This is a genomic window from Enterobacter sp. JMULE2, assembly GCF_013337145.1.
GTDB classification, from domain to species: Bacteria; Pseudomonadota; Gammaproteobacteria; order Enterobacterales; family Enterobacteriaceae; genus Enterobacter; species Enterobacter mori.
In genome coordinates this window covers 282,848-308,321 of sequence record NZ_SGWD01000014.1, presented here as the reverse complement: position 1 = coordinate 308,321, position 25,474 = coordinate 282,848, and the positions used below count along the sequence as shown (strand labels likewise).

At 55.2% G+C, this 25,474-nt stretch carries 25 protein-coding genes and 5 tRNA genes; 12 read left to right on the top strand and 18 right to left on the bottom strand.

Going from position 1 to position 25,474, the window contains the following annotated elements; translation table 11 throughout:
- Nucleotides 1-12 precede the first annotated feature (12 nt).
- Both hutG and hutI read right to left on the bottom strand, forming a co-directional pair.
- Nucleotides 13-951 carry a formimidoylglutamase gene (gene hutG, locus EXW94_RS16805; RefSeq protein WP_174340580.1) on the bottom strand — a complete coding sequence of 313 codons (939 nt, stop codon included), beginning with the start codon at nt 949-951 and terminating at the stop codon, nt 13-15.
- The gene (gene hutI, locus EXW94_RS16800) at nt 948-2,171 is read right to left on the bottom strand and encodes an imidazolonepropionase (RefSeq protein WP_174340579.1); all 1,224 of its coding nucleotides are present in this window, start codon (nt 2,169-2,171) and stop codon (nt 948-950) included. The genes hutG and hutI overlap by 4 nt, the downstream gene beginning before the upstream one ends.
- A gap of 223 nt (nt 2,172-2,394) precedes the next feature.
- Between hutI and EXW94_RS16795 the strand changes: the two genes are divergently transcribed.
- Nucleotides 2,395-3,678, top strand: a complete 1,284-nt coding sequence (locus tag EXW94_RS16795; protein WP_108415886.1) for a putative acyl-CoA thioester hydrolase — start codon at nt 2,395-2,397, stop codon at nt 3,676-3,678.
- 53 nt (nt 3,679-3,731) lie between these two features.
- On the opposite strand, the gene tisB is transcribed toward EXW94_RS16795, so the two are convergent.
- The 3 genes from tisB to pgl form a co-directional block, all read right to left on the bottom strand.
- Nucleotides 3,732-3,821, bottom strand: coding sequence for a type I toxin-antitoxin system toxin TisB (tisB, locus tag EXW94_RS16790; protein WP_023332440.1), 90 nt, complete (start codon nt 3,819-3,821; stop codon nt 3,732-3,734).
- Nucleotides 3,822-4,081: 260 nt separating this feature from the next.
- Nucleotides 4,082-4,887, bottom strand: a protein-coding gene (locus EXW94_RS16785; protein WP_174339605.1) for an IS5 family transposase whose coding sequence is annotated in 2 segments (ribosomal slippage) — nt 4,082-4,534 and nt 4,537-4,887 — 804 coding nt in all. Because the reading frame shifts where the segments join, the coding sequence is not laid out codon by codon here.
- A 250-nt stretch (nt 4,888-5,137) separates the two neighbouring features.
- Complete coding sequence (gene pgl, locus EXW94_RS16780; RefSeq protein WP_174340578.1) at nt 5,138-6,133, bottom strand: 6-phosphogluconolactonase; 996 nt, start codon at nt 6,131-6,133, stop codon at nt 5,138-5,140.
- A 140-nt stretch (nt 6,134-6,273) separates the two neighbouring features.
- Between pgl and EXW94_RS16775 the strand changes: the two genes are divergently transcribed.
- Nucleotides 6,274-7,092, top strand: a complete 819-nt coding sequence (locus tag EXW94_RS16775) for a pyridoxal phosphatase (RefSeq protein WP_174340577.1) — start codon at nt 6,274-6,276, stop codon at nt 7,090-7,092.
- Here the strand turns inward: EXW94_RS16775 and modC are convergent, their stop codons facing one another.
- The 4 genes from modC to EXW94_RS16755 form a co-directional block, all read right to left on the bottom strand.
- Nucleotides 7,093-8,151, bottom strand: a complete 1,059-nt coding sequence (modC, locus tag EXW94_RS16770; RefSeq protein ID WP_174340576.1) for a molybdenum ABC transporter ATP-binding protein ModC — start codon at nt 8,149-8,151, stop codon at nt 7,093-7,095. It abuts the gene before it with no gap.
- A gap of 2 nt (nt 8,152-8,153) precedes the next feature.
- Nucleotides 8,154-8,843, bottom strand: coding sequence for a molybdate ABC transporter permease subunit (gene modB, locus EXW94_RS16765; RefSeq protein WP_010428783.1), 690 nt, complete (start codon nt 8,841-8,843; stop codon nt 8,154-8,156).
- Nucleotides 8,843-9,616: a molybdate ABC transporter substrate-binding protein gene (gene modA / locus EXW94_RS16760; RefSeq protein WP_126815571.1), complete on the bottom strand. Its 774-nt coding sequence runs from the start codon at nt 9,614-9,616 to the stop codon at nt 8,843-8,845. Before modA ends, modB begins: the two co-directional genes overlap by 1 nt.
- 177 nt (nt 9,617-9,793) lie before the next feature.
- Nucleotides 9,794-9,943: an AcrZ family multidrug efflux pump-associated protein gene (locus EXW94_RS16755; protein ID WP_008501118.1), complete on the bottom strand. Its 150-nt coding sequence runs from the start codon at nt 9,941-9,943 to the stop codon at nt 9,794-9,796.
- Nucleotides 9,944-10,070: 127 nt separating this feature from the next.
- Between EXW94_RS16755 and modE the strand changes: the two genes are divergently transcribed.
- The 8 genes from modE (at nt 10,071) to gpmA (ending at nt 19,188) form a co-directional block, all read left to right on the top strand.
- Nucleotides 10,071-10,859, top strand: coding sequence for a molybdenum-dependent transcriptional regulator (gene modE / locus EXW94_RS16750; RefSeq protein WP_174340575.1), 789 nt, complete (start codon nt 10,071-10,073; stop codon nt 10,857-10,859).
- 67 nt (nt 10,860-10,926) lie between these two features.
- Nucleotides 10,927-12,399, top strand: a complete 1,473-nt coding sequence (modF, locus tag EXW94_RS16745; RefSeq protein ID WP_174340574.1) for a molybdate ABC transporter ATP-binding protein ModF — start codon at nt 10,927-10,929, stop codon at nt 12,397-12,399.
- 201 nt (nt 12,400-12,600) lie between these two features.
- Complete coding sequence (gene galE / locus EXW94_RS16740; RefSeq protein ID WP_174340573.1) at nt 12,601-13,617, top strand: UDP-glucose 4-epimerase GalE; 1,017 nt, start codon at nt 12,601-12,603, stop codon at nt 13,615-13,617.
- 9 nt (nt 13,618-13,626) lie between these two features.
- Nucleotides 13,627-14,673, top strand: coding sequence for a galactose-1-phosphate uridylyltransferase (gene galT, locus EXW94_RS16735; protein WP_174340572.1), 1,047 nt, complete (start codon nt 13,627-13,629; stop codon nt 14,671-14,673).
- 3 nt (nt 14,674-14,676) lie between these two features.
- The gene (gene galK, locus EXW94_RS16730; RefSeq protein WP_174340571.1) at nt 14,677-15,825 is read left to right on the top strand and encodes a galactokinase; all 1,149 of its coding nucleotides are present in this window, start codon (nt 14,677-14,679) and stop codon (nt 15,823-15,825) included.
- On the top strand, nt 15,819-16,862 hold the full coding sequence (galM, locus tag EXW94_RS16725; RefSeq protein ID WP_174340570.1) for a galactose-1-epimerase: 1,044 nt from the start codon (nt 15,819-15,821) through the stop codon (nt 16,860-16,862). The genes galK and galM overlap by 7 nt, the downstream gene beginning before the upstream one ends.
- 135 nt (nt 16,863-16,997) lie before the next feature.
- On the top strand, nt 16,998-18,155 hold the full coding sequence (locus EXW94_RS16720) for a DDE-type integrase/transposase/recombinase (RefSeq protein WP_174340569.1): 1,158 nt from the start codon (nt 16,998-17,000) through the stop codon (nt 18,153-18,155).
- Between the two features lie 280 nt (nt 18,156-18,435).
- Nucleotides 18,436-19,188, top strand: coding sequence for a 2,3-diphosphoglycerate-dependent phosphoglycerate mutase (gpmA, locus tag EXW94_RS16715; RefSeq protein ID WP_089598926.1), 753 nt, complete (start codon nt 18,436-18,438; stop codon nt 19,186-19,188).
- Nucleotides 19,189-19,249: 61 nt separating this feature from the next.
- Here the strand turns inward: gpmA and aroG are convergent, their stop codons facing one another.
- Nucleotides 19,250-20,302: a 3-deoxy-7-phosphoheptulonate synthase AroG gene (gene aroG, locus EXW94_RS16710; RefSeq protein WP_010428756.1), complete on the bottom strand. Its 1,053-nt coding sequence runs from the start codon at nt 20,300-20,302 to the stop codon at nt 19,250-19,252.
- 304 nt (nt 20,303-20,606) lie between these two features.
- Between aroG and EXW94_RS16705 the strand changes: the two genes are divergently transcribed.
- Complete coding sequence (locus tag EXW94_RS16705; protein WP_029485008.1) at nt 20,607-20,987, top strand: YbgS-like family protein; 381 nt, start codon at nt 20,607-20,609, stop codon at nt 20,985-20,987.
- Nucleotides 20,988-21,086: 99 nt separating this feature from the next.
- Complete coding sequence (gene zitB, locus EXW94_RS16700; protein ID WP_174340568.1) at nt 21,087-22,022, top strand: CDF family zinc transporter ZitB; 936 nt, start codon at nt 21,087-21,089, stop codon at nt 22,020-22,022.
- On the opposite strand, the gene pnuC is transcribed toward zitB, so the two are convergent.
- From pnuC to cpoB, 8 genes are all read right to left on the bottom strand, one after another.
- The gene (pnuC, locus tag EXW94_RS16695) at nt 22,019-22,738 is read right to left on the bottom strand and encodes a nicotinamide riboside transporter PnuC (RefSeq protein WP_010428749.1); all 720 of its coding nucleotides are present in this window, start codon (nt 22,736-22,738) and stop codon (nt 22,019-22,021) included. The two genes, zitB and pnuC, sit on opposite strands and share 4 nt — an antisense overlap.
- 22 nt (nt 22,739-22,760) lie before the next feature.
- Nucleotides 22,761-23,804, bottom strand: coding sequence for a quinolinate synthase NadA (nadA, locus tag EXW94_RS16690; RefSeq protein WP_126815566.1), 1,044 nt, complete (start codon nt 23,802-23,804; stop codon nt 22,761-22,763).
- A 234-nt stretch (nt 23,805-24,038) separates the two neighbouring features.
- Nucleotides 24,039-24,114: transfer RNA gene (locus tag EXW94_RS16685), tRNA-Lys, on the bottom strand.
- Between the two features lie 23 nt (nt 24,115-24,137).
- A tRNA-Lys gene (locus EXW94_RS16680) sits at nt 24,138-24,213 on the bottom strand.
- Between the two features lie 46 nt (nt 24,214-24,259).
- Nucleotides 24,260-24,335 (bottom strand) — tRNA-Lys (locus EXW94_RS16675).
- A 3-nt stretch (nt 24,336-24,338) separates the two neighbouring features.
- A tRNA-Val gene (locus EXW94_RS16670) sits at nt 24,339-24,414 on the bottom strand.
- Between the two features lie 27 nt (nt 24,415-24,441).
- Nucleotides 24,442-24,517 (bottom strand) — tRNA-Lys (locus EXW94_RS16665).
- Between the two features lie 161 nt (nt 24,518-24,678).
- Complete coding sequence (cpoB, locus tag EXW94_RS16660) at nt 24,679-25,473, bottom strand: cell division protein CpoB (RefSeq protein ID WP_100165267.1); 795 nt, start codon at nt 25,471-25,473, stop codon at nt 24,679-24,681.
- Nucleotide 25,474 lies beyond the last annotated feature (1 nt).

Sequence of the window (25,474 nt, the reverse complement as noted above, 5' to 3'; positions counted from 1 at the left end):
CCTTGAATAGTGTTATGCCCACCAGTGAGCAATTTGCCAGGCCAGACGGGCGGCAAGCTTTGCGCCTTGCCCATCGCGGTCGTACTGCGGGTTAAATTCTACCAGATCGGCGGCCTGCAGTTTTCCACTGCGGCAGATGCGTTCGATGATCGGCATAAGATCCAGCGCCGGTATGCCCAGTGCCGCAGGGGCCGAGACGGCGGGCATTTCTCCAGCAGGGAGAACGTCCAGGTCAATCGTGAGATAAACGCGATCGGCCTGCGCCAGCACCTTTTCCAGTGAAGAGAGCGCATCACGCCTGAAATGCAGATCCTCCACCAGCGTGACGTTAAGACGTTCCGCCTCATCCCACAGCGCCAGCGTGTTCGCCGCCCGGCTCACGCCAAAGCAGGCGTACTGAAATTCCCGCCCGCGCTCATCGCAGTAATTCGCCAGCTGGCGAAACGGCGTGCCTGACGTGGCCCGATCGGCTTTGCGCAGATCGAGATGGGCATCAAGGTTGATAATGGCAACCCGCGCGTTCGGGAAAGCGTCCAGCACGCCGCGGCCGTGCGCCCACGCGGTTTCATGACCGCCGCCAAAGACCAGCGTACGCATCCCGGACTGCTGGCATTGCACCACCGTATCGCTTAATGCCCGCTGCGCGGCTTCAAGATCTGTGCCCTCGAGATAAATTGAGCCCATATCCACAAGCCGCTCATGTCCCTGATGGCTTGCCATGTTCGCGAGCGCCCGGCGAAGTGTATCGGGTGCCTGCACCGCGCCGGGTCTGCCGTGATTGCGCTTCACCCCTTCATCACATTCAAAGCCTATCAGGCCAATGCCTGAAGACGCAGGTGAAGACGCTTCACGTTGCTGAATAGTCTGGAAAATGCGTTTTGCATTAGTGGCTTCAGCGCTGTCGTCGCGCCCCTGCCAGATCTGCGGTGATGTGGACCGCCACAGTGTCATAGCGTTTTCCCCCGAAAGACGCGTTGATACAAAGGATTACGTCCCGGTTCATAAACCATTTCTACCGGATTTTTTGCATCCCAGACGATAAAATCCGCCACGTATCCGGCCTTTAATTGCCCGTGCGTGGCGCCGCGCCCCAGCGCCTGCGCCGCGTGTCGCGTTACGCCAGCCCAGGCCTCTTCCGGCGTGAGGCCGAACTGGACGCAGGCCATGTTCATCGCCAGGTGCAGGCTGGCAAACGGGCTGGTGCCGGGGTTGTAGTCGGTGGCGACGGCCATCGGGACACCCTGTTTTCTGAGCTGTTCAACCGGCGGACGCTGACGCTCCTGAAGGAAATAGAACGCACCCGGCAACAGGACGGCAACCGTGCCGCTTTCCGCCATCGCCTGTACGCCTGCGTCATCGAGATACTCAATGTGATCGGCAGAAAGCCCCTTGTATCGGCTGACCAGCGCCGCGCCGCCCTGATTCGACAGCTGCTCGACGTGCCCTTTCACCGGGATACCGAGCGCGGTAGCAGCCTGGAAGAGGCGCTCGGTTTGCGACGGGGTAAAGCCGACGTTTTCACAAAACACATCGACTGCTTCATATAACTCTTTTTGCCACAGCGTGGGCAGGATCTGCTCGCAGACTAGCGTGAGATACGCATCCGGATCCTGCCGGTATTCCGCCGGAACCGCATGGGCCGCCAGCAGCGTTGGGCTGATATCAATTGGATTATTGAGGCTCAGCTGGCGCGCGACCTGCAGCATCTTCTCTTCGGCCTCGGCGTTTAGCCCGTATCCCGATTTGATTTCAACCGTCGTCACACCTTCATTCATCAGACGCTGGAGCCGCTGTTGCGCCAGTTCTAGCAGGGTTTCCGGCGAGCTGCTGCGCGTCGCCGTCACGGTGGCGTTAATCCCGCCCCCCTGCGCGCTGATGGCCTGGTAAGACACACCGTTCAGACGCTGCTCCCACTCCGCCGCGCGGTCGCCGCCAAACACCAGATGGGTATGGCAGTCAATCAGGCCTGGCGTGACCAGACGTCCCTGAAGATCGACGCTGTGACGGTGTCCGGAAGGCAGTTCAGACTCTGGAACAACGGCCAGAAGGGTTTGGCCCCTGACCACCAGAGCGTGTTGTTCTTTCAGGCCATAAGGTTCCGGCTCGCCAGCAACCATTGTTGCCAGCCGCGCATTTCGCCATATCACATCGTCGGGATGAAGCTGCTGCATGGGGATTCCACTTGTCATGGGTTGTATAGACATTTATTTTCATCTGCTGTCTGGTGTCAACCGCATTCATGGAAAATGTTATTTATTTGTGATGACTTCCCCGCCCCCTGAGGATAAAAACGCAACTTTTACCCTTTTTATCTTCCCGTTTCGCTCAACTTAGTATAAAAAAGCAGGCTATTTCGTCTATCCCGTTAAGACTTGCATACCCAGGAGCTTCACCTTGAACATTTCCAGGATTTCCCGTCTGGCGTTAGCACTTGCCTTTGGCGTGACTTTATCCGCTTGCAGCTCAACCCCGCCGGATCAGCGACCTTCTGAGCAGGTTGCGCCGGGGACCTCATCTCGCCCGATCCTGTCCGCCGATGAAGCGAAAAACTTCACCCAGGCGCGTTACTTCACGGCGATGGATCCCAATGCTGCACCGTGGACGCCGTCTTCTATTACTCTGCCAAAACAGCCAAACTTCGTTGTGGGTCCGGCTGGGGCGCAGGGCGTGACCCATACCTCTATCCAGGCGGCAGTTGACGCGGCTATCACTAAACACAGCGCATCGCGTCAGTACATCGCGATCCTGCCAGGTGAATATGAAGGTACCGTTTACGTACCAGCGGCGCCGGGCAGCATTACGATTTATGGTTTGGGCGAAAAAGCGCTCGACGTGAAAATTGGCCTGGCGATTGATTCCGAAATCGACACCACCACCTGGCGTCACCTTGTGAACCCGGCCGGTAAATACATGCCGGGTAAACCTGCGTGGTATATGTTTGATAACTGCCAGAGCAAGCGCGCCGCCACCATTGGCGTGATGTGCTCAGCGGTGGTCTGGTCGCAGAATAACGGTCTGCAATTGCAGAACCTGACTATTCAAAATACCCTGGGTGACAGCGTTGACGCGGGTAATCATCAGGCCGTGGCTCTGCGCAGCGATGGCGACAAGGTACAGATTAACAACGTGAATATTCTGGGTCGCCAGAACACCTTCTTCGTTACCAATAGCGGTGTGCAGAATACCCTGCAAAATAACCGCCTGACCCGTACCCTGGTGACCAACAGCTACGTTGAAGGCGACGTGGATCTGGTCTCTGGTCGTGGCGCAGTGGTGTTTGATAACACCGACTTCCGCGTGGTGAACTCGCGTACGCAGCAGGAAGGTTATGTGTTTGCGCCAGCGACACAGTCAAACCTCTTCTACGGCTTCCTGGCGGTGAACAGCCGTTTCACTGCTGCAGGTGACAACGTTGCACAGTTGGGTCGTTCTCTGGATGTGGACTCTGCCACTAACGGCCAGGTTGTTATCCGTGACAGCGTGATCAACGAAGGCTTCAACATCGCCAAACCGTGGGCGGACGCGGCCATCTCCAAACGTCCGTTCTCCGGCACCACCGGGACGGTGGACGATAAAGGCATCGTGCAGCGCAATCTGAACGACGCTAGCTTCAACCGCATGTGGGAATACAACAACCGCGGTGTGGGTAGCAAAGTGGTTGCTGAACAGAAGCAGTAAGATGAGAGTAAAAGGGGGAGTTTTAATCCCCCTTTTTACTGCGACTGAATGCGTCAGGCACCAAACTTAAGATACGCATCCAATAGTTGCATAATCGCAACCATGAGTTGCAGGAACAGAATTGCCCATTCCACACCGCTCATACGCCACTCCTTTGGTATAGAGCACTTCTCCTCTGATTTACCTTTCCGCTGCCTGTCACCAGAGGTGTGTTGGTTATGTTTTGAGGTGCTCCGCAGTTTAGGCACCGTCGGCACCACCCGACAGCCAGGACTTAAAAAGGAGCCTGAATTGCGGAACTGCAGCACATCAAACCAACGGACAGAATGATATCAAATCACCACTGTACATAAAAACAGATAAAATCAGTTTAGGAATTTATAAAGTAATATCACCTAAGAGCCTATCTCAATAGGACTTTATTCCAGACAATAAGACCACAGGCAAAATGCAACATGGCCTCGTAATTTTCAGTCTTCTTTTCCCATCGTGTCAGAACCCGGCGAAAGCGATTCATCCAGCTATGAGTTCTTTCGACAACCCAGCGATGGGCTTTGAAGTCCGTGTTTTTACTGGCATCTGACTCTTCTTTACGGGACTGGATATGCGGCTCGTAGCGGCGGCTCTGCAGATATGTTTTCAGCCAGCCTGCATCGTAACCTTTGTCCAGGCAGAGTCTGAGTTTTTGCCCCGGACGACCCGTCTGAAGGGCATCGAGCGTATCCGCAACCAGTTTGATGTCGTGCGTGTTCGCTGCTGAGACAACCAGCGACAGAGGAAGCCCGCAGGCGTCCGTCAAAAGGCTGCGCTTTACGCCTTGTTTCCCTCTGTCAGTGGGGTTACGGCCTGTTTTTTTGTTCCTGACAGCGGCGATTTGGTGATACAGCCGTCCATTGACAGCCAGGACCAGTCAATGCTGTCCAGATGCCCGCAGGCAAGCAAACCGTTCTGCCAGAAGCGCTCGAAGACTCCGGCATCGCGCCATTCCTGAAAGCGCCGGTGTGCAGAACTCGATGAACATATCCCGGTGGCGTTCAGGGCGTTCCACTGGCAACCGGTCCTGAGGACGAAGAATATGGCGTCCATGGCAGCGCGGTTATCAACGCGTTTCCGGTGCGTACCGAGTGGATGGCAGGTTTTGTGCTCAGGGATAAGCGGTGCCATTTTTTCCCAAAGTTCATCGCTGATCCGCCATTTGCTGCCTGTCATCTTTTCACCTTCAGAAATTATCAGTTACGACATTCTGACAATCCCTTCTGGGATAGGTTCTAAGTAAATGATTATTCATTAATTACTAATTTCTGATCATTCCGTATTTTCTTTTCTTTGTTGACGATGAATTTACATCGCCTTAAGCCAATATTATGATGATCAGGTTGGTTATGTTTTGATGTGCTCACCCGGCTACCACCGGGCATAAAAAAACCTCGCATTCGCGAGGTTTTTTGTTTTTAGCCGCTTAGTGAGCGTTTACCACTACCCACATTGGCCCTTGGCCGACGGCATAACGCCCTTTCTCTTCCAGCAGCCCCTGCTCGCCTTTGATTTCATACAGCGCGATATGGTGGGATTTCTGCCCCGCCGCAATCAGGTATTTGCCGCTGTGATCGATATTAAAGCCACGCGGCTGGGTTTCCGTTGGCTGGAAGCCCTCAATCGCCAACACGCTGCCATCTTCAGAGACGCTAAAGACGGTAATCAGACTGGAGGTACGATCGCACGCATACAGATGACGACCATCCGGCGTAATGTGGATATCGGCCGCCCAACGGGTGTCGGAGAAGTCAGACGGCATCATATCCAGCGTTTGTACGCACTCAATCTGACCGTGTGGATCTTTCAATTCCCACACGTCTACTGAGCTGTTCAGTTCGTTAACCACATACGCATATTGCTGATTCGGGTGGAAGACCATATGGCGCGGACCCGCGCCTTCTACGGTCGTCACTTCGGCAGGGTTTTGTGCCACCAGATGCCCGTCATCGCTCAGGGTAAACAGGCAGATGCGATCCTGCTTCAGGGCAGGCACCCACAGCGTACGGTTGTCCGGGGAGATATTCGCCGAGTGGCAGCCTTCCAGCCCTTCCACCACCTCGACAGTATCCACCGGAATACCGTCCTCAAGACGGGTCACGCTGACGCAGCCCGCATTATAGGAACCGCTGAAGATGAAGCGCCCTTTGCGATCGGTAGAGATATGGGTAGGACTACCCGGCAGCGGTGCTTCGGCGGTGTAGGTCAGTGCGCCATCATCGGGGGAGATACGGTACGCCAGCACGCGGAACTCGGGGCGCACGCCAACATAGAGAAAACGTTTATCCGGGCTGACGACCATTGGCTGTACTTGCCCCGGAACATCAACAACCTGAACCAGCGTGAGCGAACCTTCTGCATTCAAACGCCAGACGTGGATCTGCTGACTTTCAGGACTGGCGGTATAAACGGTTTGTTTCATGAATACTCCTTTCCTCACTGCACGTGAAAGTGATTATTTTTAACGGTGAATGCTGAATTTTAGCCAGGAATTTTGCAGCGATTTACTCTCGGTGTAACATCCCCTGAGACCTAAAATTCAACATTAACCCGGAAGAACAAATGACCTCGCGTGTGATTGCACTGGATTTAGACGGAACATTACTTACCCCTCAGAAAACCCTGCTCCCCTCTTCTCTTGAAGCGCTTAAGCGCGCGCAGGAAGTGGGATATCAACTCCTTATCGTAACGGGTCGACATCACGTTGCCATTCATCCTTTTTATCAGGCACTGGCGTTAGATACACCTGCAATTTGTTGTAACGGCACCTATTTGTATGATTATCATGCAAAAAAGGTTTTGGCATCCGATCCGCTGCCGGTTCCTCAGGCGCTGCAATTAATTGATCTGCTGGATGAGCACGCCATTCACGGCCTGATGTACGTAGATAACGCGATGATGTACGAGTGCCCGACCGGCCATGTGGTACGCACCAGCAACTGGGCGCTTTCCCTGCCTGAAGCGCAGCGCCCCGTCTTTACGCAGGTTTCCTCTCTGCGTCAGGCCGCCCAGGACGTTGAGGCTATCTGGAAATTCGCCCTGACGGATGAAGACACCACCAAACTGAATGCGTTTGCGAAGCACGTCGAGGAGACGCTGGGTCTGGAGTGCGAATGGTCCTGGCACGATCAGGTGGATATTGCCCGCAAAGGTAACAGCAAAGGCAAACGCCTGACGCAGTTTGTGGAATCTCAAGGCTGGTCGATGCAGGATGTGATCGCCTTTGGCGATAACTACAACGACATCAGCATGCTGGAAGCCGCAGGAACGGGCGTGGCGATGGGCAATGCCGACGACGCGGTCAAAGCGCGCGCTAACGTGGTGATCGGCGATAACACCACCGACAGCATCGCGCAGTACATTTATACCCACCTGCTGTAATCAGGCGGTGATCGAGACGCTCTTGATTTGCGCGTAAAGCCACAGGCCGGGCTTGATGCCTAACTCATCCCTGGCCCACGGGCTGATGCGCGCCCAGAGCGTCCTGCTGCCAACCTCAAGCTTCACTTCCACCTGCCCGTTATCGTCAAAACACTCGGCAACTTTGGCGCGCAGAATATTTCGGATACTGGTTTGCAGCGGCGGCTGCAGCACCAGCGAGACGTCCGACGCCTGGATGCGAATTCTCAGCGCGGACTGTAACGGTTTGTCGATCTTATTGACCCAAAGATGCTGATCGCCCAGCGCCAGCGCGGTCATCGCGTAGTGAGGATGGTGTTCCAGTACGCTCACTTTCAGGATACTGCTCTGCTGCTCTTTCGGGAGCCATGGGTGCATCACGCTGCTACCCCACACCTCTTCCAGGCTGCCGAAGGCCTTCACGCTGCCCTCTTCCAGCACCAGCACCTTGTCTGCCAGATGCAAAATCTCATCCAGGGAATGGCTCACGTAGAGCATCGGAATATTGATTTCCCGCGCCAGACGTTGCAGATACGGCAGCAGCTCACGCTTGCGTGGGATATCCAGCGAGGCCAGCGGTTCGTCCAGCAGCAGCAGCTCCGGCGCGGTCAAAATGGCACGCCCTATCGCCACACGCTGCTTCTCTCCGCCCGAGAGCGAGGATGGCAGCCTGTCAAGCAGCGGTTCAATGCCTAACAGAGCCACCAGCTTATCAAACTGCGTAGCCATGCTTTTCGCCATGCCGTAGCGCAGGTTGCCGCGCACGCTGTAGTGCGGGAATAGCCGCGCATCCTGGAAAACATAGCCGATGCGGCGCTTATCCGGCGAGAGGTAAACCTTATTCTCCACGTCATTCAGGACGCGGTCATTCAGAACTATACGCCCGGACTGCGGGCGCGTCAGGCCGCTGATGGCATTAATCAGCGACGTTTTCCCCGCACCGGAAACGCCAAAGATGGCGGTAATGCCGCTAGCCGGTAGCGTCTCGTTAAGCGTCAGGGTATGGTTTCCCAGCGTCTGGGTGAAATTGAGTTCAAGCATGCTTATTTCCCCATTCGCTCGCGGCTAAGCCGGGCCAGCCATTCAGATACCAGTAGAGAAGCCAGCGCCAGAACTATCGAGATGATGCACAAACGCGCCGCCGCTCCCTCACCGCCAGGGGTTTGAATCAGGGTATACATTGCGGACGGGATGGTTCGCGTTTCGCCGGGAATGTTCGAGACAAAGGTGATGGTCGCGCCGAACTCGCCGAGCGAGCGGGCAAATGCGAGCACCGTTCCGACAATAATGCCCGGCAGCGTGAGCGGAAGCGTGATGGTAAAGAAGACGCGTAAACGTCCGGCGCCCAGCGTGCGTGCCGCCTGTTCGAGCTTCATGTCCACGCCTTCCAGCGCGAGGCGGATAGCCCTCACCATCAGCGGGAATGACATCACCGCCGCCGCCAGCACCGCGCCGCGCCAGCTAAAAGCAAACGTCAGCCCAAACCAGTCGTAGAGTTTCTCGCCGATAAAACCGCGTCGCCCCATCGAGACGAGCAGAAGATAACCGACCACCACGGGCGGTAACACAAGGGGAAGATGAAGAACGCTATCAAGCAGGGCTTTGCCCGGAAACCGGGTGCGAACCAGTAACCAGGCAAAGAAGATCCCAAAGGGCAAACTCAGCGCAACCGCGAGGGAAGAGACTTTAAGGCTCAGCAGCACAGCCTGCCATTCAGGATCGGTCAATATCATCAGTGAGTCGTAAATCCATAACGTTTAAAGATCGCAGACGCGTCTGGCCCCTTCAGATAGTCATAGAAGGCCGTCACGGTCGCATTTTTATGTCCATCAACAATCGCAACAGGATATTCCACTTTCTTGTGCGAGTCTTCCGGGAACGTACCAACCACTTTCACCCCTTTGCTGGCAACGGCATCAGAGCCATAAACAATCCCCAGCGGGGCCTCGTTACGCTCTACCAGCGCCAGCGCGCCGCGAACGTCCTCCGCCGGAGCCAGTTTCGGAGACAGGCTGTCCCACGCGCCCAGCTTTTGCAGCGCTTCTTTGGCGTAAATCCCGGCAGGCACATGTTCCGGATCGCCCACCGCCAGACGCCCCCCGTTCAGCAAGCGGGTCCAGTCGGTCGCCTTGTTGATGGTGAGCTCGCCCTGAGCGCTGGCTTTCGGCGCCACGACCACCAGGCTATTCCCCAGCAGCGTTTCGCGAGTTGCGGTATCAATCGATTTTTTCTCAGCCGCGTAGTCCATCCACTTCTGGTCTGCAGAGATGAACAGATCGGCAGGTGCACCCGCTTCAATCTGGCGCGCCAGCGTCGAAGAGGAAGCAAACGACGAGACCACATCAACGTTCTTCTCTTTTTTATACTCAGCGGCGATGTCCTGCATCGCATTGGTCAACGAGGCAGCCGCAAACACCGTAATTTTCCCCTCTTCAGCCAGCGCGTGCCCGGTAAGAGAAAGCGTCAGCGTTGCCCCTGCAAAAAGGCGTACCCATGTACGTGCCATCTGTAGCTCCTGCCATCATCGTTATATACATATTAATATAACGATATCGTCAGGGAGATCCCAGCGTTAAATGGTACCGATTAATGAGTAAACGGCCTGTTGCTAAGAAAGATATCGGCGATGGAAAGAAATACTTGAGAGCAAAACGCCCGGGTTAACCGGGCGTTTTGGAGGGAATCAATGCTGCTTTTTAGCCTGGTCTCGGTGACCAATGTTCGAAAAGACGTTGAACACTTCACCCAGGCCGTAGATGGCACCGAGGATGATGGCCATCACTACTGGTACCATGATTACCGCGAATACCAGACTTTTCAACAACTCTAACATGGTTTTCTCCAGTTATTGTGAACGGCTTATTCTACCCTTTCAAGTGAGAAAAACATCCCCTTTTGTGCGGTGCACTTTGCGCCCTGCGTCATTTGGGTCACAATACACTTTTTGCCAGGACACTGTTATGCAGGCCGAAATTCTCCTCACCTTACGACTTCAGCAAAAGCTTTTTGCCGACCCGCGACGTATCGCCCTGCTTAAACAAATAGAACAAACAGGCTCGATTAGCCAGGGTGCCAAAAACGCGGGCATCAGCTACAAAAGCGCCTGGGATGCCATCAATGAGATGAACACCCTGAGCGAGCAAACGCTGGTCGACCGTGCAACAGGCGGCAAAGGCGGCGGTGGTGCCGTCCTGACGCGTTACGGGCAGCGTCTGATCCAGCTTTACGACCTTCTGGCGCAGATCCAGCAAAAAGCCTTCGATGTACTGAGCGATGATGACAACGTCCCGCTGGACAGTCTGCTGGCCGCCATTTCACGTTTTTCACTGCAGACCAGCGCCCGCAATAAGTGGTTTGGAAAGGTCACGGCTCGCGATGACGCCCAGGTGCAGCAGCATATCGACATCCTGCTTGCGGATGGGACTACTCGTCTGAAAGCCGCGATCACCGCGCAGAGCGGGCAGCGACTTGGTCTGGATGAAGGCAAAGAGGTACTGGTGCTGCTCAAAGCGCCGTGGGTGAGCATTACGCGCAATCCGGAACAGGCCAGTGGTGCAGATAACCAGCTGCAGGGCACCATCAGCCATATCGAACGCGGCGAAGAACAGTGCGAAGTGCTGATGACGCTGCCGGATGGGCAACCTCTCTGCGCGACGCTCCCCGCTGCGGAGGCGAACGGTTTAGAAGAAGGTGCTGTCGTTACCGCATATTTCAACGCTGACCGGGTGATTATCGCCACATTGTGCTGAGTGCATTGACAATCGCGCCGACAGCCAGTATCCCTGACATCTATCGCTGCAAAAAATGGGATACATCATGTCATCATTGCATATTTCGCAAGGCACGTTTCGTCTTAGCGATACCCGAACGCTGACCCTTCCTGATTTAACGCTGCGCGCAGGCGAAAGCTGGGCGTTTGTGGGAACCAACGGCAGCGGCAAATCAGCGCTGGCGCGAGCTCTGGCCGGAGAGCTAACCCAGCTTAAAGGCGAACGCCAGAACACCTTCACCCGCCTGACGCGTCTGTCGTTTGAACAGCTCCAGAAGCTGGTGAGCGATGAGTGGCAGCGCAACAACACCGACCTGCTCAGCCCGGGTGAAGATGATACCGGCCGCACCACAGCAGAAATTATTCAGGACGAGGTCAAAAACCCAGCCCGCTGCCAACAGCTGGCGGAGCAGTTTGGCATCTCCGCCCTGCTGAACCGGCGCTTCAAATACCTTTCCACCGGCGAGACGCGCAAAACGCTGCTGTGCCAGGCATTAATGAGCCAGCCGGAACTGCTGATTCTGGATGAGCCGTTCGACGGGCTGGATGTGCACTCCCGTGCCCAGCTGGCCGCCCTGTTAGGAACGCTTAATCAGGATGGTTACACCATCGTACTGGTGCTTAACCGCTTTGATGAAATTCCGGATTTCGTGCAGAACGCGGGCGTGCTGGCAGACTGCAATCTGGCCGAAACCGGGGAAAAATCTGCATTGCTCAGGCAAGCGCTGATTGCTCAGCTAGCGCACAGTGAAAAACTGGACGGTATCACGCTTCCGGAGCCCGACGCCCCGGCGGCACGCCACGGCCTCGATCCCCACCAGCCCCTTATCATTCTGCGCGACGGCGTGGTCTCCTATGACGATCGACCGATCCTGAACCACCTTAGCTGGACGGTTAATCCCGCCGAACACTGGCAGATTGTCGGCCCTAACGGCGCGGGGAAATCGACGCTGCTGAGCCTGGTCACCGGCGATCACCCGCAGGGCTACAGCAACGATCTGACGCTGTTTGGCCGACGTCGCGGCAGCGGTGAAACCATCTGGGATATCAAAAAGCACATTGGCTACGTCAGCAGCAGCCTGCATCTGGATTACCGCGTCAGTACCACGGTGCGCAACGCGATCCTCTCCGGGTATTTTGACTCCATCGGCATTTATCAGGCGGTGTCGGACAGACAGCACAAGCTGGTTCAGCAGTGGCTGGATATTCTGGGCATGGACAGCCGGGTTGCTGACGCGCCGTTCCATAGCCTGTCGTGGGGACAGCAGCGCCTGGCACTCATTGTTCGCGCGCTGGTAAAACACCCGACGCTGTTGATTCTCGACGAACCGCTTCAGGGGCTGGATCCGCTAAACCGCCAGCTGGTCCGTCGCTTTGTCGATATCCTCATTAGTGAGGGCGAAACGCAATTGCTGTTCGTTTCACACCATGCCGAAGATGCGCCCTCCTGTATCACGCATCGCCTTGAGTTTGTCCCCGACGGAGAGCGCTATCGCTACCTTCTCAGCAAAATCGATTAATTGTGGAGGGCACTGCCCTCTGCTTTTTCAGATAACTTGCATCAATACATCGCTATCCCTTTGATCTAGAATGTCGTCAGTCATTGAAAAAGCGAGTGTAAAACCGAGTGTAAACGATTCCACTATTTTATCCCATGTCACACTTTTCGCGTCTCTGTTATGCTATGGTTATTACATACCATAAGCCCAATGGAGCGAATTATGCGAGTTCTGGTAACAGGTGGTAGCGGTTACATCGGAAGTCATACCTGTGTGCAGCTGCTGCAAAATGATCACGATGTGATCGTCCTCGATAACCTGTGCAATAGTAAGCGCAGCGTGCTGCCGGTGATTGAACGTCTAGGTGGAAAACAGCCGACCTTCGTGGAAGGCGACATCCGCAACGAAGCGCTGATGACCGAGATCCTTCACGACCACGCCATCGAAGCAGTGATCCACTTCGCGGGTCTGAAAGCCGTCGGTGAATCCGTTGCGAAACCGCTTGAGTATTACGATAACAACGTCAACGGTACCCTGCGTCTCATCTCCGCCATGCGCGCAGCGAACGTCAAAAACTTTATCTTTAGCTCCTCCGCCACCGTCTACGGCGATCAGCCCAAAATCCCTTACGTTGAAAGCTTCCCGACCGGCACCCCGCAAAGCCCGTACGGCAAAAGCAAGCTGATGGTGGAGCAGATCCTGACCGACCTGCAAAAAGCACAGCCGGAGTGGAGCATCGCGCTACTGCGTTACTTCAACCCGGTCGGCGCGCATCCGTCGGGAGATATGGGTGAAGATCCGCAGGGCATCCCGAATAACCTGATGCCGTACATCGCCCAGGTCGCCGTAGGCCGCCGCGACTCGCTGGCGATTTTTGGCAATGATTACCCTACCGAAGACGGCACCGGCGTGCGTGACTACATCCACGTGATGGATCTGGCAGACGGCCACGTGGCGGCGATGCAGCAGCTGGCTAACAAACCGGGCGTGCATATTTACAACCTCGGCGCCGGAGTCGGCAGCAGCGTGCTGGACGTGGTTAACGCCTTCAGCAAAGCCTGCGGTAAGCCGGTGAGCTACCACTTCGCCCCGCGTCGTGATGGCGACCTGCCTGCTTACTGGGCCGATGCCACCAAAGCCGATAAAGAGCTTAACTGGCGTGTTACCCGCACGCTTGATGAAATGGCACAGGATACCTGGCACTGGCAGTCACGCCATCCGCAGGGCTATCCGGACTAAGGATCCGTCATGACGCAATTTAATCCCGTCGATCACCCGCATCGTCGTTTTAACCCGCTAAGCGGGCAATGGATTTTGGTCTCTCCGCATCGCGCCAAGCGCCCCTGGCAGGGGGCGCAAGAGACGCCTGCAAAACAGACGCTGCCACAGCACGACCCGGACTGCTTCCTCTGTCCGGGCAACACGCGCGTCACCGGGGATAAAAACCCGGACTACAAAGGCACCTTCGTGTTCACCAACGATTTTGCCGCCCTGATGACCGATACCCCGGACGCGCCGGAAAGCCACGATTCGCTGATGCGCTGCGAAAGCGCGCGCGGGACCAGCCGCGTGATCTGCTTCTCGCCCGATCACAGCAAAACGCTGCCGGAGCTGAGCGTGGACGCGCTGAAAGAGGTGGTCAGCACCTGGCAGGCGCAAACCGCAGAGCTGGGGCAGAGCTATCCGTGGGTGCAGGTGTTTGAAAACAAAGGCGCGGCGATGGGCTGCTCTAACCCGCACCCGCACGGCCAGATCTGGGCGAACAGCTTCCTTCCCAACGAAGCCGAGCGTGAAGACCGTCTGCAGAAAGCGTATTACGCGGAAAACGGTTCCCCGATGCTGGTGGATTACACGCAGCGCGAGCTGGCCGACGGCAGCCGCACCGTGGTGGAAACCGAACACTGGCTGGCCGTTGTCCCTTACTGGGCCGCCTGGCCGTTTGAAACGCTGCTGCTGCCGAAAGCGCACGTGAAGCGCATTACCGATCTCAGCGAGGCGCAGCGTGACGACCTTGCCCTGGCGCTGAAAAAGCTGACCAGCCGTTACGACAACCTCTTCCAGTGCTCCTTCCCGTACTCCATGGGCTGGCACGGCGCCCCGTTTAACGGCGAAGAGAATCAACACTGGCAGCTGCACGCCCATTTCTATCCGCCGCTGCTGCGCTCTGCGACGGTGCGTAAATTTATGGTGGGCTATGAAATGCTGGCGGAAACCCAGCGTGACCTGACGGCGGAACAGGCGGCAGAACGTCTGCGTGCCGTTAGCGACGTCCATTATCGCGAATCAGGAGTCTAAAAAATGAGTCTGAAAGATAAAACACAATCCCTGTTTGCTGAGAAATTTGGCTACCCTGCCAACCACGTTATCCAGGCGCCTGGCCGCGTTAACCTGATCGGTGAACACACCGACTATAACGACGGTTTCGTGCTGCCGTGCGCCATCGATTACCAGACCGTCATCAGCTGCGCGAAGCGCGACGACCGTAAAGTCCGCGTGATTGCGGCAGATTACGGTAATGAGACGGACGAATTTTCCCTCGATGCCCCGATTGTGACGCACGACAGCCAGCAGTGGTCTAATTACGTGCGCGGCGTGGTGAAGCATCTGCAGAAGCGTAACAAGAACGTTGGCGGTGCGGATTTAGTGATCAGCGGCAACGTGCCGCAGGGTGCGGGCTTAAGCTCCTCTGCGTCTCTGGAAGTCGCCGTGGGAACCGTGTTCCAGCAGCTTTATCATCTGCCGCTGGATGGCGCGCAAATCGCCCTGAACGGTCAGGAAGCAGAAAACCAGTTCGTGGGCTGTAACTGCGGCATTATGGACCAGCTGATCTCCGCGCTGGGCAAAAAAGAGCATGCCCTGTTAATTGATTGCCGTTCCCTGGGTACCAAAGCCGTTCCCCTGCCAAAAGGCGCGGCCGTGGTGATTATCAACAGCAACTTCAAACGCACGCTGGTGGGCAGCGAGTACAATACCCGCCGCGAACAGTGCGAAACCGGTGCCCGCTTCTTCCAGCAGCCTGCCCTGCGCGACGTCACGCTCAATGAGTTTAACAAAGTAGCGCACGAGCTGGATCCGGTGGTCGCCAAACGCGTTCGTCACGTGCTGACTGAAAATGCCCGTACCGTTGAAGCCGCGTCCGCACTGGCGAAAGGCGATCTGAAACGCATGGGTGAGCTGATGGCGGAATCACACGCCTCCATGCGCGATGATTTTGAAATCACCGTTCCGCAGATCGACACCCTGGTGGACATCGTCAAAGCCACCATTGGCGACAAAGGCGGCGTGCGCATGACGGGCGGCGGTTTTGGCGGCTGCATCGTTGCGCTGGTGCCTGAAGAGCTGGTCCCTGCCGTACAGGACGCCGTGGCGAAGCAGTACGAAGCAAAAACGGGTATCAAAGAAACCTTCTACGTTTGTAAAGCATCACAAGGAGCCGGACAGTGCTAAACGAAACACCTACCCTTGCACCGGATGGTCTGCCGTATCGCCTGTTAACCCTGCGCAACAGCGCGGGGATGGTCGTTACGCTGATGGACTGGGGTGCCACCCTGCTTTCTGCCCGCGTACCGATGCCGGACGGCAGCGTACGCGAGACTCTGCTCGGCTGCGCCTCGCCTGAGCAGTATATTAATCAGTCCGCCTATCTGGGCGCGTCCGTTGGGCGCTATGCTAACCGTATCGCGAAGAGCCGTTTTGAACTCGACGGCGTGCAGTACACCCTGCTGCCAAGCCAGGGTGAGAACCAGCTGCACGGCGGACCGGACGGGTTTGATAAACGCCGCTGGAAGATTGTTCGTCAAAACGACGGGGAAGTGCTGCTCTCGCTGGATTCACCTGATGGCGATCAGGGCTTCCCGGGGAACCTTATCGCCTCTGCGCGCTTTACGCTAACCGACGACAACCGTATCGCCATTGAATACCGTGCGACGATCGACAAGCCGTGTCCGGTTAACCTGACTAACCATGCGTACTTCAACCTGGACGGTAACCAGTGCGACGTGCGTAACCACAGGCTACAGATCCTGGCGGATGAATATCTGCCGGTTGATGAGATGGGTATTCCTTATCAGGGGCTGAAAGAGGTGAGCGGGACCAGCTTTGACTTCCGCAACGTGAAAACGATCGCCCAGGATTTCCTGAGCGATGACGATCAGCGCAAGGTGAAAGGTTACGACCACGCTTTCCTGCTGCAGGCCAAAGGTGATGTGAAACAACCTGCCGCACAGGTCTGGTCTGCGGATGAGAAACTGCAGATGACGGTCTACACCACCGCCCTTGCCCTGCAGTTCTATTCAGGCAACTACCTCGGCGGCACGACGGCGCGCGAGCACGAGGAGTACAGCGACTGGCAAGGGCTGGCGCTGGAAAGCGAGTTCCTGCCCGACAGCCCGAATCATCCGGAATGGCCGCAGCCGGACTGTGTGCTGCGCCCCGGCGAAGAGTACGTGAGCGTCACAGAGTATCATTTCACTCCGCGCGCTTAATGCCCGGCGGCGCTACGCTTGCACGGGCCTACGGGTAGGCCGGATAAGCGAAGGGTATGAACCGGAAACATGGGTAACACTTTAGACCGGATACATGGGTAACAGTTATAACTGGCATAGAAGAGGAGACTCGCTATGCCCTGGACTGAGACCCGACCTATGCAACGCCTTGATTTTATCCGTGCCTGCCATGCAGGTACGGACTCCTTCTCCGCGCTTTGCCGTCTTTTTGGCATCAGCCGTAAAACCGGCTATAAATGGCTTCAGCGTTTTGACCCCTCTGACCTGTCATCTCTCTCTGACCGGTCGCGCGCGCCACACTCCCGCTCCCGGACGGTTCCTGATGATATCGCCGGACAGCTTACGGCCCTGAGGCAAAAACACCCTGACTGGGGCCCCAAAAAACTGCGGATGTGGCTGCTCAATCATCATGTCGATTTTACCGTACCTGCTGCCAGCACTATCGGCGATATCCTCAAGCGTGAAGGCCTGGTTCCGGATAAAAAGCGAAAACGCAGGACCCCGGGCAATCGCCAGCCCCTGACCACCATTAGTGAGAACAATCAGGTCTGGAGCGCTGATTTTAAAGGTAAGTTCAGGCTGCTGAGCAGAGAGTACTGCCATCCCTTCACCCTGACCGACAATCACAGCCGGTATCTTCTGAGCTGCCGGGGAACGGACCGGGAGAGTGAGCCCTTCGTCAGACAGTGCCTGACGGATGCGTTCCTGGAATACGGTCTGCCGGAAGTGCTCAGAACCGATAACGGTCAGCCCTTCGCGGGAACAGGGATAGCCGGACTAAGTCGTCTTGCCGTCTGGCTAATCAAGCTGGGCATCAGGCCTGAGCGTATCAGGAAGGGGCATCCGGAAGAAAATGGCCGTCATGAGCGAATGCACCGCTCCCTGAAAAGTGCGGTGAAACAGGGCAACACCTTCATGACGATGGAAGAACAACAGCGGTGGTTCAGTGACTACCGGGAAGAATTTAACTACGAAAGGCCGCATGAAGCCCTGGCGGGTGCAACGCCCGGAACGGTATGGCACCCCTCGAACCGACACTGGGATGGCCGTGTTCCTGAATACGCGTATCCGGAAGGCGGTACGGTCTACAGGGTGAAATCGCGGGGGACACTCTATATGGGGAAAAAGGGGACGGTGTTCCTGAGTGAAGCGCTGACTGATGAGTACATCATGCTGGAAGAACAGGATGATGGCCTGGAGGCCATCATCTTTAACGGAATAACGCTTGCGTACTACGACCGAAAAACCGAGAGTGTGCTCCGGATAGACTGAAAAGTGTTACCTATGTTCCCGGTCTGATCTGTCACCTATGTATCCGGTCATACAGAAGCACCATCCGGCAAAAAATGTCAGCCCTCACAGCGAGGGCTTTTTTCTGCTCGTCTTGCTGAAAATACCGCCGATCGCAGACAAAATCATAACCCTGGATTCACAAGCATCTTACACTCAGAGACTATTTTCGCTATGGTTAGGGTTAAGCGTTGCTGCTGGCACGTCCACGGCAATATAATGAGAATTGTTATCATTCAATAAAGCTTATGAGGAGTACGATATGGCTGTAACTAAGCTGGTTCTGGTGCGCCACGGCGAAAGCCAGTGGAACAACGAAAACCGCTTCACCGGTTGGTACGACGTTGATCTGTCTGAGAAAGGCGTAAGCGAAGCCAAAGCGGCAGGTAAACTGCTGAAGGATGAAGGCTTCACCTTTGATTTTGCTTACACCTCTGTGCTGAAACGTGCCATCCACACCCTGTGGAACGTGCTGGACGAACTGGATCAGGCCTGGCTGCCGGTTGAGAAATCCTGGAAACTGAACGAGCGTCACTACGGTGCGCTGCAGGGTCTGAACAAAGCGGAAACCGCTGAGAAATATGGCGACGAGCAGGTTAAACAGTGGCGTCGCGGCTTCGCGGTAACCCCGCCTGAGCTGACCAAAGATGACGAGCGCTACCCGGGTCACGACCCACGTTACGCTAAACTGACCGACGCAGAACTGCCACAAACTGAAAGCCTGGCGCTGACCATCGACCGCGTTGTGCCATACTGGAATGAAACCATTCTGCCACGCCTGAAAAGCGGTGAGCGCGTGATCATCGCCGCTCACGGTAACTCCCTGCGTGCGCTGGTGAAATATCTGGACAACATGGGTGAAGACGAAATCCTCGAGCTGAACATCCCAACTGGCGTACCGCTGGTGTATGAGTTCGACGAAAACTTCAAACCAATCAAACATTACTATCTGGGTAACGCGGACGAGATCGCAGCGAAAGCAGCGGCTGTCGCGAACCAGGGTAAAGCGAAGTAATTTTCGCAAGGCATAAAAAAAGCGCGGAGCCTTCCGCGCTTTTTTATTTGTGCCTGAGGACTCAGCCGCGACGCGCTTTTACCGCATTCGCCAGCTGACGCAGGATGGCATCGGTATCGTCCCAGCCAATACAGGCATCGGTGACGCTCTTACCGTAAACCAGCGGTTCACTGCCTTCCAGATTCTGGTTACCTTCAACCAGATGGCTTTCAATCATCACCCCGATCACCGCTTTCTCACCGCTGGCGATCTGCTGGCAAACGTCTGCCCCCACTTCCATCTGCTTTTTAAACTGCTTGCTGGAGTTGGCGTGGCTGAAGTCGATCATCACCTGCGGCGACAGACCGGCTTTTTCCAGCCCGACTTTCACTTCCGCGACATGTTTTGCGCTGTAGTTTGGCTCTTTGCCGCCGCGCAGAATGATATGGCAGTCGCCGTTACCGCTGGTGTTCACGATGGCGGAATGACCCCATTTGGTCACGGAGAGGAAGCAGTGCGGCGCGCCCGCTGCGTTGATGGCGTCGATAGCCACCTTAATGGTGCCGTCAGTGCCGTTTTTGAAGCCAACCGGACAAGAGAGACCGGACGCCAGCTCGCGGTGAACCTGAGATTCCGTGGTGCGGGCACCAATTGCGCCCCAGCTCATCAGGTCTGCCAGGTATTGTGGCGTAATCATGTCCAGGAACTCACCCGCGGCAGGCAGGCCGCTGTCGTTGATTTCCAGCAGCAGCTTGCGGGCAATGCGCAGACCGTCGTTGATCTGGAAGCTGTTATCCATATGCGGATCGTTAATCAGCCCTTTCCAGCCCACGGTGGTGCGCGGTTTTTCAAAATAGACGCGCATCACGATTTCCAGCTCGCCTTTCAGCTCTTCACGCAGGGTGAGCAGGCGGGCAGCATACTCTTTCGCGGCCGCAGGGTCGTGAATAGAGCACGGGCCAATCACCACCAGAAGACGATCGTCGCTGCCTTTCAGGATCTTGTGGATCGCTTTGCGGGCATGAGACACCGTATTTGCAGCATTTTCAGTGGCGGGGAATTTTTCAAGGAGTGCTACAGGAGGTAATAACTCATTGATCTCTTTAATGCGTAAATCGTCATTCTGATAATTCATCTTCTTTCCGGCCTTGCCATATCTTTAGTAATGAAAGCAATGCTTTCAATCTAACTTGTCGGCCAAGAAGTGTAAACGGGCTTTTACACTTCACGCAGATAATTCCTGGAATTCGCCTAAAAATCGCCACAAAATAGCGAAAAATGAGATCTAACCTAAGCTTTTTAACTGTAACAACCATTTTTGTGTGATTAAACACGATTCCATACTGACGTAAGTCCGTATGCTGGTATCTTTCGCCTTTGAACAAGATGCACTGTTGGAGAATGTTATCCAGCGTAACGACAAGAACAGGAGCAGCATGATGAAAATGACGAAACTGGCAACTCTCTTTCTGACCGCCACACTCACCCTGGCAAGCGGTAGCGTCCTGGCCGCTGACACGGGCTCATCAGACAGCAACGGCGATGCCAATGCAGCCGCCGCTGCAGGCCAGGTAGCCCCTGATGCTAAACAAAACATCGCGCCAAATAATGTCGATAACAGTCAAATCAATTCCGGAAATACCCAAACCGGCGGCACCATGCTACATCCCAATGGTACGGATTCCGGCACGATGAATCACGACGGCATGACCAAAGATGAAGTGCACAAAAACTCCATGTGTAAAGACGGCCGCTGTCCGGATCCAAATGATAAAGTCGGCAGTGATGCGGATACCAAAACTGACGGTACCACGCAGTAACGCTGAGTAATCTCAATAAAGGAGAGCGCGTGCTCTCCTTTTTTATTTAAGCTCTTAAAAACGCTACACTAAAAATAATAACAAATCAGGAAAGATGACATGGCACACACACACTCCCCTTCCCCCACCTCCAGCGATGAAAATGCCAAACGGCTGCTGTTGGCGTTTGGCGTCACAGCAACGTTTATGGTTATCGAGGTCATTGGGGGGATAATCTCAGGTTCTCTGGCCCTGTTGGCAGATGCGGGACACATGCTTACCGATGCGGCTGCCCTGCTGTTTGCTCTGCTCGCCGTCCAGTTCTCACGCCGTCCACCCAATGCTCGCCACACGTTTGGCTGGCTCAGGCTCACTACGCTTGCCGCTTTCGTTAACGCAATTGCGCTGGTGGTAATTACCATCCTGATCGTCTGGGAAGCCGTTCAGCGCTTCAGACACCCGCAGCCCGTCGCCGGAATCACCATGATGGTGATCGCAATAGCGGGTCTGATAGCCAATATTCTGGCGTTCTGGATTTTGCATCGCGGCAGCGGGGAAAAGAATCTCAATGTGCGTGCCGCGGCATTGCATGTTCTGGGGGATCTGCTCGGCTCCGTTGGGGCGATTGTGGCTGCGCTGATTATTCTCGGGACGGGATGGACACCCATCGACCCGATTCTTTCGGTGCTCGTCTCCTGTCTGGTGCTACGCAGCGCCTGGCGGCTGTTGAAAGAGAGCGTCAATGAGTTGCTGGAAGGTGCCCCCACGTCAATTGACATTGGTGAGCTGAGACGAAATCTGAGCCGCTCGATTCCGGAGGTGCGAAACGTCCACCACGTTCACGTGTGGCTGGTCGGAGAAAAGCCTGTCATGACGCTGCACGTTCAGGTGATCCCACCCCACGATCACGACGCGCTGCTCGAACGTATCCAGCATTTTCTGGAGCATCACTATGAGATTGCCCATTCGACGATCCAAATGGAGTATCAGCCCTGTAGCGGGCCAGACTGCCACCTGAACGAGGCGCAGTCCGGCCATTCACATCATCACCATTAGTGGGAAAGCGCGCGAGAGCCTCGCTCACGCGCGCTGTTAATCCACATACGGCTGCCGTTCAGGGCAATGAAGGTTAGCAGCAGATATTCCAGCGACATGGCATAGACGCCCTGCAGGGCGAAAATCACCACGCTAATGACATTGATGATGACCCACAGCAGCCAGTTCTCGACATATTTTCGGGTCATCAGGATCATCGCCGCAATCGACAGCACCATCATGCAGGAATCCCAGAACGGGAAGGCATCCGGCTGGAGTTCAGGCATCGTGACGCTCAAACCGAGTCCGGACATGACCGAAACGGCAACGCGCGTCAGAAACGCAAACACCGGGTTGATATAAACGGTCATCAAACCAATGGCCGCCACGCAGGCGACAAGCCAGGCGATGGCTTTCGGCAGCGGCAGCCAGCGGATCTGCAGCTCGGCTTCCTGCTGGCTGTTTTGACGCGACCACGCGTACCAGCCGTAAATATTGGCGGCAAAGAAAAACAGCTGCAAAAGCAGGCTGGCGTAGAGCTGGATCTGGAAGAAGATAATCGCAAACAGCGTGACATTAATCAGCCCGAATGCGTAATTGCTGATCTTCTCCAGGCTCGCCAGCCAGATGCAGAGTAACCCCGCCAGCGTGCCAACGGCTTCAATCCATGACAGGTCATAGCCACCCGCACCAATCGGTATATGAACCAAAATGTTCTGCGTGCTAAAAAAATCCATCTTTTCCCCGGTTCTGAATACGTTAAGTACGTAGTGTAGCCGCAAAATCCAGCATACGGTTAAGCGGAATTAACGCACCTTCACGCAACGCCGCATCAACATGAATTTCATGCGCTGCCCCGCCCGTCTCGAGCCCTTCGGCAATCGCTTTCAGGCCGTTCATCGCCATCCACGGGCAGTGCGCACAGCTGCGGCACGTTGCCCCCTCGCCTGCGGTTGGCGCTTCAAGTAGCTCTTTTTCCGGCACCGCCTGCTGCATTTTGTAAAAGATACCGCGATCGGTAGCCACGATAAGCTGCTTGTGAGGCAGCGTCCTGGCCGCGTTGATAAGCTGGCTGGTTGAGCCAACCGCATCGGCCATATCGACAATCGACTGAGGCGACTCTGGATGCACCAGAATGGCCGCTTCCGGGTACAGCGCCTTCATACGCGTCAGCGCCTGAGTCTTAAATTCGTCGTGAACGATACACGCGCCCTGCCAGCAGAGAACATCTGCGCCTGTTTGCTTCTGAACGTAGTTACCGAGATGGCGGTCAGGCGCCCAGATAATTTTCTCGCCCAGGCTATCCAGATGTTCAATCAGTTCAACGGCGATGCTGGAGGTCACCACCCAGTCTGCACGCGCTTTTACCGCCGCAGACGTATTGGCATAGACCACCACGGTGCGGTCAGGATGGGCATCGCAGAATGCGGTGAACTCCTCAATAGGGCAGCCGAGATCGAGAGAACACTCTGCGTTGAGCGTCGGCATCAGAATAGTTTTTTCCGGGCTGAGAATTTTTGCCGTTTCACCCATAAAGCGCACGCCAGCGACCAGCAGCGTGGAAGCGGAATGTTTTGCACCGAAGCGTGCCATCTCCAGTGAATCAGAAATACACCCGCCGGTCTCTTCCGCCAGCTGCTGGATTTCCGGGTCGGTGTAGTAATGTGCCACCATCACCGCATCTCGTTCTTTGAGAAGACGCTTGATCTTCTCGCGATAGAACTGTTTTTCATCCTGACTCAGCGGGACAGGCTTTGGCGGAAACGGATAGATTGCGGCTTCGGGATCAAACATCACACTCATTATGGCTTCTCGTTTTACTGGCTTAACAATATTGCCTTTATTTTGCGCAACATAGCAAAACGGTCGGCAATTGTGTTTTGTATACTAAACAAGATGGCGAATTTGAGAAGAAAAGTCACCGGGTATAGGTGCGGTTAGCATTTGTCGGGTGGCGGCTTCGCTTTACCCGACCTACAAGTGAGGATTCTGAAACGCCAGATAGCAAAAAAGCGCCTTTAGGGCGCTTTTTTACATTGGTGGGTCGTGCAGGATTCGAACCTGCGACCAATTGATTAAAAGTCAACTGCTCTACCAACTGAGCTAACGACCCCTTACGGGATTTTTTCTTCGAAGTGGTGGGTCGTGCAGGATTCGAACCTGCGACCAATTGATTAAAAGTCAACTGCTCTACCAACTGAGCTAACGACCCATTCGGGTGCTGACTTCGAAGATTTTTACTCGGTACCACCGGAAAATGGTGGGTCGTGCAGGATTCGAACCTGCGACCAATTGATTAAAAGTCAACTGCTCTACCAACTGAGCTAACGACCCGAGTGGTGGGTGATGACGGGCTCGAACCGCCGACCCCCTCCGTGTAAAGGAGATGCTCTACCAACTGAGCTAATCACCCACTCTGTACTACTGGTTTTGCGTTAAGTGGTGGGTCGTGCAGGATTCGAACCTGCGACCAATTGATTAAAAGTCAACTGCTCTACCAACTGAGCTAACGACCCACTTTTACGCTGTTTTCACGTTGTTTGATATCCCGTGGCAACGGCGGCATATATTACTGATTTAAGAATTCTGCGCAACAAAAATTTCGATGAAGATCACTTAACTGCTTACGAATCATGCGGCACGACCAGAAATAACACGATTTCTGGTCATGCGATAATCATCCCATCGAACTCAGACGTTTTTGCGCCTGTTTGGCACCTTCGGTACCCGGGAATTTTGTGACAACCTGCTGATACACTGCTTTGGCCTTCGCAGTGTCACCTTTGTCCTGCATGATCACGCCGACCTTATACATCGCATCCGGCGCTTTTGGCGATTTCGGGTAATTTTTCACCACTGAGGCAAAATAAAACGCCGCATCGTCCTTTTTACCCTTGTTGTAATTCAGCTGACCGAGCCAGTAGTTCGCATTTGGCTGGTAAGTGGAATCAGGGTACTTCTTCACGAAGTTCTGAAACGCAACGATAGCGTCGTCCTGGCGAGATTTGTCCTGTACCAGGGCGATAGCCGCGTTGTAGTCAGTATTCGCGTCACCGCTCTGTACAGGCGCGCCTGAAGAGGCTGGCGCATCTGCTGTCGGAGCAGGTGTCGCTGTCGCCGCACCGCTTTGGTCGCCCGCAGCTGGCTGTGCTGCTGCACCACCGCTACTCAGGCTATCCATCTGCAGTAAGATCTGCTTCTGGCGTTCCACAACCTGGTTCAACTGATACTGGCTTTCCTGGATCTGGCCGCGGAGAGAGTCAATATCATTTTGGTTATCGGAAAGCTGCTGCTGGAGTTGGGTTAAAAGCTGACTGTGAGCGTTAGAAATACGCTCGAGTTGAGTGACCCGGTCTTCTACCGAGCCTGAGCCGACACTACTGATTGGTGCCTGAGCAAAAGCGGCCCAGGGGGCCGCTATTCCAACCAGTAACGACAGACTCATGAGATGATGTCTGAAGTTACTGCTCATG